Source organism: Actinomadura parmotrematis, from assembly GCF_019458805.1.
Classification (GTDB): domain Bacteria; phylum Actinomycetota; class Actinomycetes; order Streptosporangiales; family Streptosporangiaceae; genus Spirillospora; species Spirillospora parmotrematis.
The window spans coordinates 59,927-73,886 of record NZ_JAIBOA010000017.1; the positions used below are offsets into that span (position 1 = coordinate 59,927).

Here is a 13,960-nt window from a genome sequence, read left to right on the forward strand (position 1 = left end):
TCACGTCGCGCCGGCGCCGACCGAACCCCCCTAGAAGTGATCTCCATCATACGGAGATCGCCTTGCCGTAACACCGGGGAAACCCGAACGCGGTCTTGACCCGGCGGTGGTGCGCGCGTCCCCTGGAGGGACGGTGGCAACCGGGAGGCGGGCATGGGCGTCCAGGGCAACGGGTTCTACGAGATCGCCGCGCGCGAGCCGGACCGGCCCGCGCTGCTCGGCGCGGGCGCGGGCGGCGGCGCGGTGTCCTACGGGACGCTGCACGCCGAGGTGAACCGGCTCTCCCACGCGCTGCGCGAGACGTTCGGGCTGCGGCCCGGCGACGCCGTCGCGACCCTCCTCGGCAACCGGCCCGAGTTCCTCACCGTGCTGTTCGCCGCCCTGCAGACCGGCCTGTACCTGGTGCCGGTGAGCCGCCACCTCGCCCCGCCCGAGATCGCCTACATCCTGGCCGACAGCGGCGCCCGCGCCGTCGTCACCGAGCGCGCCCACGCCGCGGTCACGGCCGCGTCGGTGCCCGGCCCGCACGTCCCGGTCCTGCACGTGGAGGACGGCTGGCCGGACGGTCCCGCGACCCCGCCCGCCGACCGCCGGGTGGGGTCGGTGATGCTCTACACCTCCGGCACGACCGGGCGGCCGAAGGGCGTGCGGCGGCCACTCCCGGCCATCCCGCCGGAGGTCCTCGCCGACGTGCTGCGCCGCGGCCTGGCCCGCGACCTCGACCTGGAACCCGGCGACGGCGTCCACCTGGCCGTCGGGCCGCTCTACCACTCGGCGCCGTGCGTGCACGCGATGACGGCGCTGAACCTCGGCCACGCGGTGGTCGTCGCGCCGCGCTTCGACGCCGCCGGGACGCTGGAGCTGATCGACCGCCACCGGGTCACCAACGCCTTCCTGGTCCCGACGATGTTCCACCGGATGCTGGCGCTGCCCGAGGACGTCCGCCGCTCCTTCGACGGCTCCTCGCTGGCGCGGGTGTACCACAGCGCCGCGCCCGTCCCGGTCGCCACCAAGCAGCGGATGATGGACTGGTGGGGGCCGGTCCTCTACGAGTACTACGGCTCCACCGAGAGCGGCGCCGTCGTCGTCGCCCGCCCGCACGAGTGGCTGGCGCGGCCCGGGACGGTCGGGCGCGCCGTCGACGGCGTCGAGATCAAGATCCTGGATCCGGAGGGCCGCGAGCTGCCGCCCGGCGAGACCGGCCTGATCTACGCGCGCGGGCAGGGCGGCTTCGAGTACCACCGCGACCCGGCCAAGACCGCCGCCGCCATGCGCGGCGACCTCTACACCCCCGGCGACCTCGGGCACCTGGACGCCGACGGCTGGCTCTACCTCAGCGACCGGCGCACCGACCTCATCATCTCCGGCGGCGTCAACGTCTACCCCGCCGAGATCGAGGCGGTGCTGCTCCAGCATCCGGCGGTCGCCGACGCCGTCGTCATCGGCGTCCCCGACGCCGAGTGGGGACAGCGGCCGATCGCGCTCGTGCAGCCGTCGCCGCAGGCCGCGCCCGGCGACGGCCTCGCCGGGGAGCTGCTGGCCTACTGCGCGCCGCGCCTGGCCCGGCTCAAGCACCCGCGCCGCGTGGAGTTCCGCGACGCGCTGCCGCGCACCCCGGCGGGCAAGCTGAGCCGCCACCGCGTCCGCGCCGAATACCTCGGCGAGAGCGTCTGACACTGGCCGGTACGGGATCGAACGCATCGCGGGCGCGCCGCGTACTACGGCGCATGACCGACGATGACGGTGAGGCCGCGGTGTGGCCGTGCGTCACCTGCGGGCGGCCAGTGGCGCAGCCCGTGCCCGGCTCGCGGACCGTGCGCTACTGCCAGGACGACGGCGGCGCCTGTGAGTCAGCGGGCCGCGAGCGCCTGGCCCGCGACCGCGATTCGCCCGGCCTCACCGGCCAGGTGGCGTGGGCCTGGGAGATGGTCGAGCGCCTGGAGCAGGCCGCGGGCCTGCTCGCCGGATCGCTGTCGGGGGAGCTCAGCGTCGCGGGCGTGGAGCGCCGCGTCGCCGAGACGCGCGCCGAGGCCGCCGCACAGGTCGCCGCCGCCCAGCAAGACCGCGAGGCCGTCCGCCGCGAGGCCGAGGCGGCGTGGGCCGAGGCGTCGTCGGCGCGCGCCCGCGTCACCGCCGCCGAGCACGACGCCTTCGCCTCCCGCCGGGAGGCCGAGGAGGCGGCCGCCGACCGCGACGCGCTGCGCGCCGAGTGCCAGGACGCCCGCCGCGCGCTGGAGGCCGAGTCGGCGTCCCGGCTCGCCGCCGAGAGCGACCGCGACCGCGTCGCCGGCCGCGAGCAGGAGCTGCTGTCGGCGCTGGAGGCCGCGCGCGGCGAGCTCGTCGCCCTGCACAGCCGCCTGTCGGAGGCCGAGACCCTGGTGGAGGGCCAGCGCGTCGAGGCCGCCGCCGCGCAGCGCACCGCCGAGGACCTGCGCGAGGCGGTCCGCGACGCCGAGTCGGCGCGCGGCCGCGCCGTCGCCGACCGCGACCAGATCCAGGCCCGCCTGCACGAGTGCGAGCAGCAGACCTGGACGCTCGGCCGCACCGTCGAGGAGCTGCGCGCCGCCGTCACCGCCCTCACCGCCGAGCGCGACGCCGCGCGCGGCGAGGCCGACCGGGCGCGCCGCCGCGTGGACGCCCTGACCCGCCCCTCGGCGACGATCTCCGACCGCGCGGTCGCCGCCGAGGAACCGCCGACCGGCCTGCACTCCCTGAACGGCGTGCGGCTCCCGCAGGCCGGCTGACCCCCGCGCTGCTCACCGCCCGGCACGGCGGGCGGCGAGCAGCGCGGTGTAGTCGCGGGCCCCGGCCAGCACCGCCGCGTGCACGGCGCGGGCGATCCGCGCGCCCCACACCGAGCGCGGCCCGGCGAACGCCTCGGCCGGGCCGGCGTCGGGCGCGGCGACGCAGATGGCGTCCGAGGCCGTCCCGGTCGCGGCGTATCCGGCCTCCAGCAGCGCCTGCGCCTTGGCCTCGGTGGCGGTGACGACGGCGTTGACCAGCGCGGCGTCGGCCAGCGCGACCGGCACCGCCACCGTGATGTTGATCGTGCCGGGCCGGTAGGGGGCGTCCAGCAGCATCGGCGCGAGCTCGGGATCGGCCGCACCCTCGGGCGCGGCGGCCCACGTCGGCACGCGCAGCCCGACGGTCGCGCTGACGTGGACGCCGCCGTCCGCGCCGCGGAAGGTCCGCTCGACCGCGGCGGCCGTCAGCATCCCGACGCCGGGGCCGCGCAGCCCGAGCGGCGCGGCGATCTCGCCGAGGTGGGCGAGCGGGTCGGTGCGCGCGTAGCCGCCGGGGACCTGGGCGTTCAGCACCCACCCGGCGGCGCCGATACCGCCGCCGAGCAGCGCCGAGGAGATCGTCCGCAGGCCGTCGCCGGCCCGCCACAGCGTCGCCGGCAGCCGGACGCCGTCCTCCTCGCGCCAGTGCGTCTCCAGGATCACGGGCGCTCCAGGGCCAGCACGGGACGGCCGTCGCGGCCGGGCACGACCGAGACCGTCGCGGTGAAGTGCGCGGCGACGGTCTCGCGGGTGAGGACCCGAGCGGGCGTCCCGGCGGCGGCGACGCGGCCCCCCGACAGCAGGACGAGCGCGTCGGCGTACTGCCCGGCCAGGGTGAGGTCGTGGATGGTGGTGAGGACCGTCAGGCCGTCGTCGACGCGCAGCCGGTCGATGAGCTCCATCACCTGCTGCTGGTGGCCGATGTCGAGCGCGGTCGTCGGCTCGTCCAGCAGCAGGACGGGCGCCTGCTGCGCCAGCGCGCGCGCGAGGACGACCCGCTGGCGCTCCCCGCCTGACAGACGGTCCAGGGCGCGCGCGGCGAAGGACGTCAGATCCAGCCGTTCCAGCACCTCGCGGGCGATCGCGCGGTCGGCAGCGCTCTCTCTGCCGAGATGGGGGATGTAGGGGGAGCGGCCGAGGAGCGTGTAGTCCAGGACCGTCATCCCCGGCGGAAGGCTGGGGGACTGCGGCGCGTAGGCGACCAGGCGCGCGCGCTGGCGCGGCTTGAGCGACCGCAGGTCCGCGCCCGCGACCCGCACCGTCCCGTTCCCGGGGCGCAGGCCGAGGACGGCGCGCAGCAGCGTGGACTTGCCCGCCCCGTTGGGGCCGATCACCGCCGTCCATGACCCGGCCGGCACCGCCAGCGACACCCCGTGCAGCACCCGGCGGCCGTCCAGCTCCACGTCCAGGCCCTCGACGGCGACGCTCACGTCCCCACCTCCCGCCGGAACGCGCGCAGCACCACCACGAAGAACGGGCCGCCGACGAACGCGGTGACGACGCCGAGCGGCAGCTCGCCGGGCGCCACGACCGTGCGCGCCGCGAGGTCGGCCAGCACCAGGAACGCCGCGCCGCCGAGCAGCGACAGCGGCAGCACGACCCGGTAGGAGCCGCCCGCCACGCGCCGCACCACGTGCGGCACCACGATCCCGACGAACCCGATCAGGCCGCTGATCGCGACGGCGCAGGCGGTCGCCAGCGACGCCGCGGCCAGCACCACCAGCCGCACCCGCGCCGCCGACAGGCCGAGCGCGCCCGCCTCCTCGTCACCGACCGCCAGCACGTCCAGCAGCCGCCCGTGCAGCAGCAGCACGACCGTGGACACCAGCGCGTAGGGGGCGACCATGGCGAGCTGCGTCCACCCGGCGGACGCGACGCCGCCGAGGATCCAGGCGTAGATGCGCTGCAACTCCTGCGTCTTGAGCTGCTGCACGAGCGTCTGCACGGCGCTGAGGAAGCTGGCGACGGCGACGCCCGCCAGCAGCAGCGTCGCCGACCCCGACGCGCCGCGCCCCGCGACGCTGCCGAGCAGGTACGCCAGCAGCACCCCGCCGACCGCGCCCGCGAACGCCGCGAGCGGCACCGCGTACGTCGCGCCGCCGGGCAGCACCACGATCGTGACGGTCGCCCCGACCCCGGCGCCGGCGGCCGCGCCGAGCAGGTACGGGTCGGCGAGCGGGTTGCGGAACACGCCCTGGTAGCCGGCGCCCGCCAGCGCCAGCAGGCCGCCGACGAGCGCGCCCGCCAGCACGCGCGGCAGCCGCAGCTCCCACAGCACGTTGCGGTCGACGGGCGCGAGACCCGAGTCCAGGTGCACGAACGGGATCCGGTCCGCCAGCTCTTTCAGCACCCCGCCCACCGGCACGTCGGCGGCGCCGACCAGCAGGCCGGCGAGGAGCGCGGCGGCCAGCACCGCCAGCGCCGCGGCCAGCGGGCCCGGACGCAGCCGGGCCCGCGCGGCGTCGCGGTCCTTGTTCATCGGCAGGGGGTCACCGCGCGTTCGCGGCCTTGGCGACGCCCGCGCCGATGGCCTGGACGAGCTGCGGCAGGCGCGGGCCCCAGCGCGAGGCGACGTCGTCGTCCAGCGCGACGACCTGGCCCTTCCTCACCGCCGTCAGCGACGACCAGCCGGGCCGCTCGGCCGCGGCCGCCGCGCTCTGCCCGCAGCACTTGGTGTCGGCGAGGAACACCAGGTCGGGGTCGGCCTTCAGCAGCGCCTCGCCCGACAGCTTCGGGTAGCCGCCGCCGGTCTTGTCGGCGGCGTCGGCGACGTTGCCGAGCCCGAACAGCCCGTAGACCTGCCCGATGAAGGTCTTGGAGGTGACGGTGTCCAGCTGCTCGTCCAGCTCGTGGAAGTAGGTGAGCCGCTCGCCGGCGGCGGGCTTGGCGGCGCCCGCGACGGCTTTCTGGATCGCGGTGCGCATGCCGGCGGTGACCTTGGCGGCGGCGTCCTCGTGCCCGGTGGCCTTGCCGAGGTCCAGGATCTCGTCGTACGCCTCGTCCAGCGTGGCGGCGGCCGGCTCCAGCAGCACCGGGATCCTCACCTTGCCGAGCGCGGCCACGATGCCGGACTGGTCGTTGGACAGCACCACCAGGTCCGGCTTGTACTTGATGATCGCCTCGGCGTTCGGGGTGAAGCCCGACAGCTTGGTGCGCGGCGCGTTCGCCGGGTAGGTCGAGTACTCGTCGGCGGCGACGACCTGCGCGCCGGCGCCGATCGCGAACAGCGACTCGGTGTGGGTGGGGGCGAGCGACACGATCCGCTTGGGGACGGCGGGCAGCGTCACCGTCCCGTTGGACGCCTGGACGCTGATCGGCTTCGCGCCGCCGTCCTTGCCGTCCTTGCCGTCGCCGGAATCGCCGCAGCCGGCGGCGAGGGCGAGGACGCCCGCCATCAGCGCCGCGCCGAGGGTGCGCACGGATCTCACCAGAATCCTCCAGGGCCGGGGAGGTCGCGATCCGTGGGAGACGGGTCGGCCTTCCGCGAGGTCGAAAGTCGTCGGCGCGGCGGGAGGCGACCTGGCTCGCCCTCCGGGGGAGGGCATCACAGTTGCGGGACAGCACCGGGATCTCACCGGATTTCGCTCCGTGGCGCGATGAACTGCAACGTTAGCAGCCGAACCGGGACGGTCCGGGCGCAGGTCAGGGCGGCGGGGTCAGGTCACGGCGCCGTCAGGTCACAGCAGCGTCTTCAGGAACGCCCGGGTGCGGGCGGCGTCCTCGCCGTTGCCGAACTCCGCGGCCGCGAAGTCGGTGACGCCGGCCTCCGCCAGATCGGCGATCCGCGCCCCGACGGCGTCCTCGTCCCCGACGATCGCGAGGTCGGCGGGCCCGTCGACGCCCTCGCGGTCCATCATCGCCCGGTAGGACGGGAGCTGCCCGTAGACGGCGAACAGCTCGGCGGCCCGCTCGCGCGCGGCGCCCGGGTCGCCGGTGACGCAGACCGGCAGCGCGCACACCACGCGCGGCGCCGGACGGCCCGCGTCCTGCGCCGCCCGCGTGATCGTCGGGACGATGTGGTCGCGGACCGTCACCGGGCCCGTCATCCACAGCACGGTCCCGTCGGCGCGCTCGGCGGCGAGCCGCAGCATCCGCGGTCCGAGCGCGGCGAGCAGCACCGGCACCCGCCCCTCGTTCGGCACCGACAGCCCGATCTGCGCCTTCACCGTCTCCCCGGCGAAGGTGACCGGGTCGCCGTCCAGCAGCGGCAGCAGCACCGACAGGTACTCGTCCAGGTGGCGGACCGGCCGGTCGAAGTCGTAGCCGAACATGTCCTCGATGACCACGCGGTGCGACAGGCCGACGCCGAGCGTCAGCCGGCCGGGCCCGGCGGCGAGCGCCACCGTCCGGGCCTGCTGCGCGAGCGCCGCCGGATGGCGCGGGAAGGTGGGGACGACGCCGGTGCCGATCTCGATGCCCGGCACCTGGGCGGCCGCGACGGCGAGGGCGGTGAGGGCGTCCATGCCGAAGATGTGCGACAGCCATGCCGACGTCAGGCCGTCGTCCGCGGCCGCCCGCAGGTCGCCGGTCAGCTTCAGGAGGGCGTCCTTGCCGCCGCGCTCGCTGAGGAACACTCCGATGCGCACTGCCGATCCTCTCGTCGGGCCCGTCGCCGCCACCCCGATCGTGTCACGACCGCTTCGGGCGCCGATGCGGCGGGTCATCCGGAATTCACCCAGGCGGCCTTGTCCGTTCCCGGAAGCGCCCGGCACCGTCGATCCGTGCCCGTCCCGCCGCCCTCCGCCGTCCGGCCCTACCGGGCCCGGCACCGCCCGTGGACGGTCCTCGCCGGGCATCTGGTGCTGGCGGCCTGGTCCGGCCTGCTCGCGCTGCTGCTGGTCGCGGCGGGGGAGCGGCGCGCGGGCGCGGCGTGCCTGCCGGTGCCGGCCGCCATCGTCCTGTCGGGCCTGGCGCGGTTCGCCCGGGGCTGGATCGCGCGCGGCCCCGCCTACCTGACGGTCTCCGGGGACGGCGTGACCGTCGGCGGCGCCCGCCTCGCCTGGGACGAGATCGGCGAGGTCGCGGTGTTCCGCTACGCCGTCCCCGCCGGGGACGGCCGCACCTGGCGGCCCGGCATGGCCGTCGTCCGGACCCGCCGGGCACCGCTCTGGCCGCTCGACGACCGGCCCTGCGACCCGCTGCAGTGGGGCCCGTCGCGTCCCGGCGTCCGGCCCCGCCCGCTGCTGCGGGCGCTGCGCCGGCACGCGCCCGCCCGCGTCGGCGTCATCGACTACGGGCGGCTGCCCCCTTGCTGACCTGCGGCGGTGGGATCATGGAGGGGTGACGACTCCGGAACCCCTCACCCTCTTCACCGCCGACGGCGTCCGGATCGACGCCGGCCACCTGCCTGGCGACCGCGCCCGCTGCTTCGTCGTCGTCCACGGCTTCACCTGCTCCTGGCGCCAGGACCGGCTCCGCGACATCGCCGCCGGGCTGCACCGCCACGGCGGCGTCATCGCCTTCGACCTGCGCGGCCACGGCCGCTCGTCGGGGCGCTCCACCGTCGGCGACCGCGAGGTGCTGGACGTCGCCGCCGCCGTCGCGGCCGCCCGGCGCCGCGGCTACGCCCGCGTCGTGGTGATCGGCTTCTCGCTCGGCGGCGCCGTCGCCGTCCGCCACGCCGCGCTGCACGGCGGCGCCGACGCCGTCGTGGCCGTCAGCGCCCCGGCCCGCTGGTACTACCGCGACACCGTGCCGATGCGCCGCGTCCACTGGGTCATCGAGCGCCGCGCCGGACGCCTCGCCGTCCGCCTGGCCCGCGGCACCCGCGTCGCCCCGCAGGGCTGGAACCCGGTGCCCGAGGCGCCGCACGAGGTCGTCGGCCGCATCGCCCCGGCGCCCCTGCTCATCGTGCACGGCGACGCCGACGCGTTCTTCCCCCTGGAGCACGCCGAGCAGCTCTACGGCGCGGCGTCCGAACCGCGCGAGCTGTGGGTGGAGAAGGACTTCGGGCACGCCGAGGTCGCCGTCACCCCCGACCTGCTGGCCCGCATCGGCACCTGGGCCGCCACCCACTGACCCACCGCCCCGAACCCCGCCCCGCCCGCCGACGAACGAGGGCGTCGCGATGAAGCCCCACCGCGCCGCTCGGTGACGTGGCTCGCCGGGCTCGGTGACGGCGCGCTGGGTGGACGGCGTGCTCGCCCCGTCCGGGCACCCCGAGCTGAACCCGCGCCCGCGACGCGAGGTCGCCGCCCGGCTCGCCGCGGTTCAGTCCTCGGGATCGATCCCCAGGTGGAAATCGCCGTCCTCGACCCGGGTGAAGTCCTCCTCCTCGTAGAAGCGCGCGTGGCAGAGCAGGCGGCCGGCCCGTCCCTCCAGCCAGCGCAGGAACTCGCCCACCTCGTCCAGATCCTCGGCGTGCACCTCCTGGCGGGCCGCGAGCGCCCACCCGGAACCGGGCCCCTCACCGTCCTCGACCAGCACCCGGTAGAGCGCCCCGCCGATCCGGTGAGCCGCCCCGTCGGCGCCCAGGACCGCCTCATCACCGCCGCCGCCCCCGCCGTCCAGCCCGAGACGCCGCCGCAGCTCCGCCAGATCCTCACCGGACAGGCTCGAAGGAAGGTTCGCCGAGACGAGGACCTCGTACACATCCGCCACGCTCGCACCCTAGCCAAGCCCGACGATCGGTTATCCACAGTTAACCGACCTCCTTCCGATCACCACTCCCGCCGGCCCACCATCGACTCATGACCACACCCACCTCGCCCGCCACGTCCCCGTCTCCCGAAGCCGCCGCCTCCCTCGTCGAGCGGGCCGCCGCGCTGGCCGGGCCGGGCCGTTCCGAGAACGTCGTCATCGGCCGTACCGCCGCCTGGATCTGGGGCCTCGACGTGCTGCCGTCCGGAGCGCGGCCCGAGACCTGCGACGTGGACCTGTTCGTGCCGGGCCCGGCGCCGCCGGCCGGCGACCTCCGCCCGGCCCGCGTCCCCGCGGAGCACATCACCGAGCGGTCGGGCGTCCGCGTCACCACCCTCGACCGGACGGCCCTCGACTGCGCCCGCTGGCTGCCCCGGCTGGAGGCGGTGGCCGCCCTCGACCAGTTCCTCCGCCGCGGCGTCCGGCTCGACGCCCTCAAGGCCATGGCCCGCACCCTCCCGGACTACCGCGACAGCAAGCGCCTGCGCGCCGCCCTGCGCGCCGCCGACCCCCGCGCCGAATCCCCCGGCGAGAGCTGGACCCGCACCCTGATCATCGACGCGGGCCTGCCCCGCCCCACCCCGCAGATCCCCGTCATGGGCCCGCTCGGCGAGCCCTTCTACATCGACCTGGGCTACGAGCCCTACCTCGTCGGCATCGAGTACGACGGCGAACGCCACCACGCCGGCCGCCGGGCCAGATCCCGCGACGAGGCCAGGCGCCGCTGGCTGAAGAAGGAGATGGAATGGGACGTCATCCCCGTCACCAAAGACCTGCTCACCCGCCCCGCCCCCTACCTGGAGGCCCTGCTGACCGCCCTCCTGCACCGCGGCTGGAATCCCACCGGCCGCGACATGGACCGCATCGCCACCAACCTCACCCGCCTCCACCGCCGCCGCCCCAACCCCACCCGCCGCCGCCCCCACCACTGACCGGCACTCCCCGCCCTGAGACGCCTCGCTGGTGTTCATCAAGACCCTGCTGGTGCAGTCCGCCCGGAAGGATCCCGCCTGGCGGCAGCGGCTCACCGATGCCGACCGGCGCGGCCTGTCGCCGCTGTTCCGGTCCGACGCCAGCCTCCACGGCACCATCGACATGGGCCGCCGCCTCGCCCTCGGGCGGGTGGCCTGACCAGGAGCGGAACACCGGGACGGCCGGTGGCCTCACGCATTGAGGCGGCGTTCCAAGGGTGTGCGGATGCTGGGTCTGCTTCGGGTGGGGCCGAGGAAGGCGGTGAGCCGCTGCACGGCGTCGTCGATGGCGTGCTGGGCGTCGCGGCCGGGGTCGGGGGCGAGGAGGCGGGTGGTGATGCGGCCGTCGGGGCGCTGGGCCCAGCCGCCGATGATGCGGCCGTTCCACCACAGGGTGGGGCCGATGTTGCCGTTGCGGTCGAACAGGTCGCCGGTGTGAGCGTGGTCGAGGTACCAGTCGCGGTGCCGCCAGCCCATGGCGGTGGGGTCGAGAGAGGGCAGCAGAGCGGCCCACGGCTCGAATTCGGGGGCCGGGTCGAGATGCTGTGGGAGGGCGTGGCCGGGCCCGTGGTCGAGGTCGACGTCCATGGCGCCGGTGGCGGCGATGGCGGTGCGGGTGTCGGTGAGGTTCCAGCCGGTCCACCACTGCACGTCGCGGGTGGTGGCGGGCCCGAAAGCGGCCAGGTAGCGGCCGGCGAGGGCGGCTCTGGCGTCCGCTTCGGGGAGTTCGGGACGGGGTTCGGCGAGAGTCCACCGGAACCGGCTGGACGTCCACGACCCCAGCGGCCGTCCGCGGCGGATACGGCCTTCGGCGGCCAGGAGGGTCAGGACCCGGTTGGTGATCCGTGCCCGGGTCTCGTAGCTCTTGCCGGGCGATCGGACGAGCCGGGTGCGCAGGGCGGGGACGAGACCGGCCAGCTGCGCGGCGGTCGCCTCGCCGAGGTCGGCCAGGACGGCGAGCACCTGCTGTTCGACGGCGGCCAGCCAGTCCTGGCCGTGGCCGAGCTGGGCGGAAAGGTCGCGGAGCAGCATGCGGCGCTCGCGGGCGGCGACGGGCCGTCCGATCGAGGCGTCCACGATCGGCGCCAGCCCTGCGGGGACCACGAACAGGGTGCGCCGCATGCACAGCATCCGCACCAGCGTGCGCTCGTCGTACAGGGCCCGCTCCAGATCCGCCGCCGACGGGTTCCGCTGACGGGCGGCAGCCGACAGGTAGACGGTCGCGGGGTCGGTGGCGTGCAGCCCGAGAACCCGCTCGGCGACCTGCTCGGGGCCGTCGACACGGGCCGAGGCCGCCAGGAGATGGGCGCGGCCGAGACGGGCCCGCCGCTGCACGTCGGTGATCTTCGGTCGTGCCGGACTCAAGGATCCCCGCCTCCCGAACGGTGGGCCGCCCCGCGGATGCTCGATCCGCGGGGCCGTGCCGGTGCCGGTGACAGGTGCCGCGCGGCCCTCATCCAGCCCGGCCGAGGCCGGTGAGGAAGGCGCGGATGTCGTCGGCGATCAGGTCGGGGACCTCCCATTCGGGGAAGTGGCCGCCCCGGGCGAGCTCGGTCCAGCGCGCGATCGGGCCTTGGCGTTCGGCCCACTCCCGCGGGGTGTGGAACAGGTCGGCGGGCGGCATCGCCATCGCGATCGGGGCCCGCATCGCCCCCCACTCACCGGGGGTGTGGGCGTTCTCGTAGTACAGCCGCATCGACGACCCGATCGTCTGGGTCACCCAGTACAAGGTGATGGTGGTGAGGAGCTCGTCCTTGGTGAACGCCTTCTCCACCTGTCCGCCGCAGTCGCTCCACGCCTGGTACTTCTCGGTGATCCAGGCCGCCAGCCCGGCCGGCGAGTCGTTCAACCCGACCGCCAGTGACTGGGGCTTGGTCGACTGGAGCTTGGCGTAGGCGTACTCGTTGTCCTGGAACGCCTTGGCGTCCTCCACCATCTTCTGCTCGGCCGCCGACAGATCCTCCGGCAGGTGGTCGAACGGGATGGAGGGGTTGGAGCCGCCCATGTGCAGGCCGATCACACCGTCGGGGTCCTTCATCGCCATCGCCATCGCCACTCCCAGACCGAGGTCGCTCGCGCGGACGGCGTAGGCGTCGTAGCCGAGGACGTCGTGCAGGAGCGTCACCAGCAGGCCGCCGATCTTCGACACGTTCATGCCCGGCTCGGTCGGCCGGTCGGAGAAGCCGAACCCGGGCAGCGACGGCACCACCACGTGGAAATCGGTGAGCAGCGGCAGGATCTTCAGCATCTGCACGAACGAGCCCGGCCAGCCGTGCAGCAGCACCAGCACGGTCGCGTCCGGACGGTCCGACCGCTGATGGATGAAGTGAATCCCGAGACCGTCGACATCGGCGCGGTAGTGATCGAGCTCGTTCAGCTCGCGTTCGCGGGCCCGCCAGTCGAACCGCTCCCCCCAGTAGGAGCACAACTCCTTCACGTACGCGGTGTCGGCCCCGTAACCCCAGCCGTCCGCCACAGCGTCGGTCCACCGCGTTCGCGCCAGGCGGGCCCGAAGATCCGCCAGCACTTCATCGCTCACCTCGACGGTGAACGGCACCCCGCCCTGCCCGGTCATGAGTCCCCCGATCGATCTCTGCGCCGCGCATGCCTTCGCCGGCCCCCGCGCCCGGCACGCAGCGACCCCGGCGAGGACACGGTCCCGACGAACCGCAGGTCAGTCCACACCGCAGGTCAGTCCACAGAGAGCATCCCCACGTGATCGACCGGGAAGCCCGCCTTGACCCGGTCCGGCAAGGACCGTTACCCGCCGATGTACGCCTGGCGAGCCGCCAGGCCCCTAGGGCTCCGGTTCACCCAGCCGTCACACGAGAACGCCAAGGGGTGCCGGAATCGGATGGCGGGTTCAGGTGAGGGTGCCGCTGGTCGGGGAACTGCGGGCAGAGCGACACCGTGTGGTGCTCGTCGGTATCCGCACATCGTGCAGGTCGGATGCGGCGATCGGCGTGGAGCGTGTCGCGGACGACCGCCTCCGGGTGTGCCTGCGTCGCGCGGACGGCGTCGCGGCCCGGACGGCGGGGCTCGCGGCGGCCGAAGCGGCGTGCTGCTCGTTCTTCGAGTTCACGTTGCGGATCGGCGGGGCGCTGGTACTGGAGGTGACGGTGCCGCGCCGGCACGCGGACGTCCTGGCGGCGCTCGCCGCCCGCGCCGAGGCGGCCGCCCGGTGAGCGGGCCGGTGCGCAGCGGGCAGGTCGCCGCGGCGGCCGGGGTGAACCCGCAGGCGCTGCGCTACTACGAGCGGCGCGGGCTGCTGCCCGAACCCGACCGCGGCCCCGGCGGGCACCGCCTGCACCCGCCCGGGACGGTCGCGGTGCTGCGGGCGGTCAAGACCGCGCAGCGCCTCGGGTTCACCCTGGACGAGATCGCCGGGCTGCTCGCCGCCGGCCACCGCGACGCCGGGCTGGCCCGGATGAAGCTGGCCGAGGTCGAGCGGCGCATCGACGGGCCGTTCGCGGCGAGGTGGTCGGTGACCCGGTCGAGGAGCTCGCGGCGCCGCGCCTCGCCGCGCGGCGATCCCGCCGAACGCCGGTAGGCGGGGCCGGGACGGGC

16 protein-coding genes and 1 riboswitch are annotated in these 13,960 nt (G+C 75.5%); of the genes, 8 read left to right on the forward strand and 8 right to left on the reverse strand.

What is annotated here, in order from left to right; all coding sequences use genetic code 11:
- The first annotated feature begins 153 nt into the window (after positions 1–153).
- Entirely contained in the window at positions 154–1,674 is a 1,521-nt protein-coding gene (locus K1Y72_RS24695; RefSeq protein ID WP_220168843.1) for an AMP-binding protein, read from the forward strand.
- A 53-nt stretch (positions 1,675–1,727) separates the two neighbouring features.
- The gene (locus K1Y72_RS24700) at positions 1,728–2,744 is read left to right on the forward strand and encodes a hypothetical protein (RefSeq protein WP_220168844.1); all 1,017 of its coding nucleotides are present in this window, start codon (positions 1,728–1,730) and stop codon (positions 2,742–2,744) included.
- Positions 2,745–2,756: 12 nt separating this feature from the next.
- Here K1Y72_RS24700 and K1Y72_RS36555 read toward each other — a convergent pair whose 3' ends face one another.
- The 5 genes from K1Y72_RS36555 to K1Y72_RS24720 all read right to left on the reverse strand — a co-directional run bounded on the left by K1Y72_RS36555 (position 2,757) and on the right by K1Y72_RS24720 (position 7,369).
- Positions 2,757–3,446: an adenosylcobinamide amidohydrolase gene (locus K1Y72_RS36555; protein ID WP_372452989.1), complete on the reverse strand. Its 690-nt coding sequence runs from the start codon at positions 3,444–3,446 to the stop codon at positions 2,757–2,759.
- The gene (locus K1Y72_RS36560; protein ID WP_308287210.1) at positions 3,443–4,213 is read right to left on the reverse strand and encodes an ABC transporter ATP-binding protein; all 771 of its coding nucleotides are present in this window, start codon (positions 4,211–4,213) and stop codon (positions 3,443–3,445) included. The genes K1Y72_RS36555 and K1Y72_RS36560 overlap by 4 nt, the downstream gene beginning before the upstream one ends.
- A complete protein-coding gene (locus K1Y72_RS24710) occupies positions 4,210–5,262 on the reverse strand; it encodes a FecCD family ABC transporter permease (RefSeq protein ID WP_220168845.1) in 1,053 nt (350 codons plus the stop codon). Before K1Y72_RS24710 ends, K1Y72_RS36560 begins: the two co-directional genes overlap by 4 nt.
- 10 nt (positions 5,263–5,272) lie before the next feature.
- Positions 5,273–6,211 carry an ABC transporter substrate-binding protein gene (locus K1Y72_RS24715; RefSeq protein ID WP_220168846.1) on the reverse strand — a complete coding sequence of 313 codons (939 nt, stop codon included), beginning with the start codon at positions 6,209–6,211 and terminating at the stop codon, positions 5,273–5,275.
- Positions 6,212–6,301: 90 nt separating this feature from the next.
- A riboswitch (cobalamin riboswitch) is annotated at positions 6,302–6,362 on the reverse strand.
- A gap of 98 nt (positions 6,363–6,460) precedes the next feature.
- Entirely contained in the window at positions 6,461–7,369 is a 909-nt protein-coding gene (locus K1Y72_RS24720) for an LLM class F420-dependent oxidoreductase (RefSeq protein ID WP_220168847.1), read from the reverse strand.
- Between the two features lie 135 nt (positions 7,370–7,504).
- Here K1Y72_RS24720 and K1Y72_RS24725 point away from each other — a divergent pair, with 135 nt between their 5' ends.
- Both K1Y72_RS24725 and K1Y72_RS24730 read left to right on the forward strand, forming a co-directional pair.
- On the forward strand, positions 7,505–8,038 hold the full coding sequence (locus K1Y72_RS24725; protein ID WP_220168848.1) for a hypothetical protein: 534 nt from the start codon (positions 7,505–7,507) through the stop codon (positions 8,036–8,038).
- Between the two features lie 25 nt (positions 8,039–8,063).
- Positions 8,064–8,801, forward strand: a complete 738-nt coding sequence (locus K1Y72_RS24730) for an alpha/beta hydrolase (RefSeq protein ID WP_220168849.1) — start codon at positions 8,064–8,066, stop codon at positions 8,799–8,801.
- A 192-nt stretch (positions 8,802–8,993) separates the two neighbouring features.
- On the opposite strand, the gene K1Y72_RS24735 is transcribed toward K1Y72_RS24730, so the two are convergent.
- Positions 8,994–9,383, reverse strand: coding sequence for a hypothetical protein (locus K1Y72_RS24735; RefSeq protein WP_220168850.1), 390 nt, complete (start codon positions 9,381–9,383; stop codon positions 8,994–8,996).
- An 89-nt stretch (positions 9,384–9,472) separates the two neighbouring features.
- Here K1Y72_RS24735 and K1Y72_RS24740 point away from each other — a divergent pair, with 89 nt between their 5' ends.
- Both K1Y72_RS24740 and K1Y72_RS24745 read left to right on the forward strand, forming a co-directional pair.
- The gene (locus K1Y72_RS24740) at positions 9,473–10,354 is read left to right on the forward strand and encodes a type IV toxin-antitoxin system AbiEi family antitoxin (protein WP_220168851.1); all 882 of its coding nucleotides are present in this window, start codon (positions 9,473–9,475) and stop codon (positions 10,352–10,354) included.
- A gap of 31 nt (positions 10,355–10,385) precedes the next feature.
- On the forward strand, positions 10,386–10,553 hold the full coding sequence (locus K1Y72_RS24745) for a hypothetical protein (RefSeq protein ID WP_220168852.1): 168 nt from the start codon (positions 10,386–10,388) through the stop codon (positions 10,551–10,553).
- Between the two features lie 32 nt (positions 10,554–10,585).
- On the opposite strand, the gene K1Y72_RS24750 is transcribed toward K1Y72_RS24745, so the two are convergent.
- Positions 10,586–11,758, reverse strand: a complete 1,173-nt coding sequence (locus tag K1Y72_RS24750; protein WP_220168853.1) for a winged helix DNA-binding domain-containing protein — start codon at positions 11,756–11,758, stop codon at positions 10,586–10,588.
- Between the two features lie 88 nt (positions 11,759–11,846).
- Positions 11,847–12,968, reverse strand: coding sequence for an epoxide hydrolase family protein (locus tag K1Y72_RS24755; RefSeq protein WP_220168854.1), 1,122 nt, complete (start codon positions 12,966–12,968; stop codon positions 11,847–11,849).
- Between the two features lie 388 nt (positions 12,969–13,356).
- Here K1Y72_RS24755 and K1Y72_RS37320 point away from each other — a divergent pair, with 388 nt between their 5' ends.
- Entirely contained in the window at positions 13,357–13,578 is a 222-nt protein-coding gene (locus tag K1Y72_RS37320) for a hypothetical protein (protein ID WP_220168855.1), read from the forward strand.
- Entirely contained in the window at positions 13,575–13,943 is a 369-nt protein-coding gene (locus K1Y72_RS37325) for a MerR family transcriptional regulator (protein ID WP_308287211.1), read from the forward strand. Before K1Y72_RS37320 ends, K1Y72_RS37325 begins: the two co-directional genes overlap by 4 nt.
- The last annotated feature ends 17 nt before the right edge of the window (positions 13,944–13,960 follow it).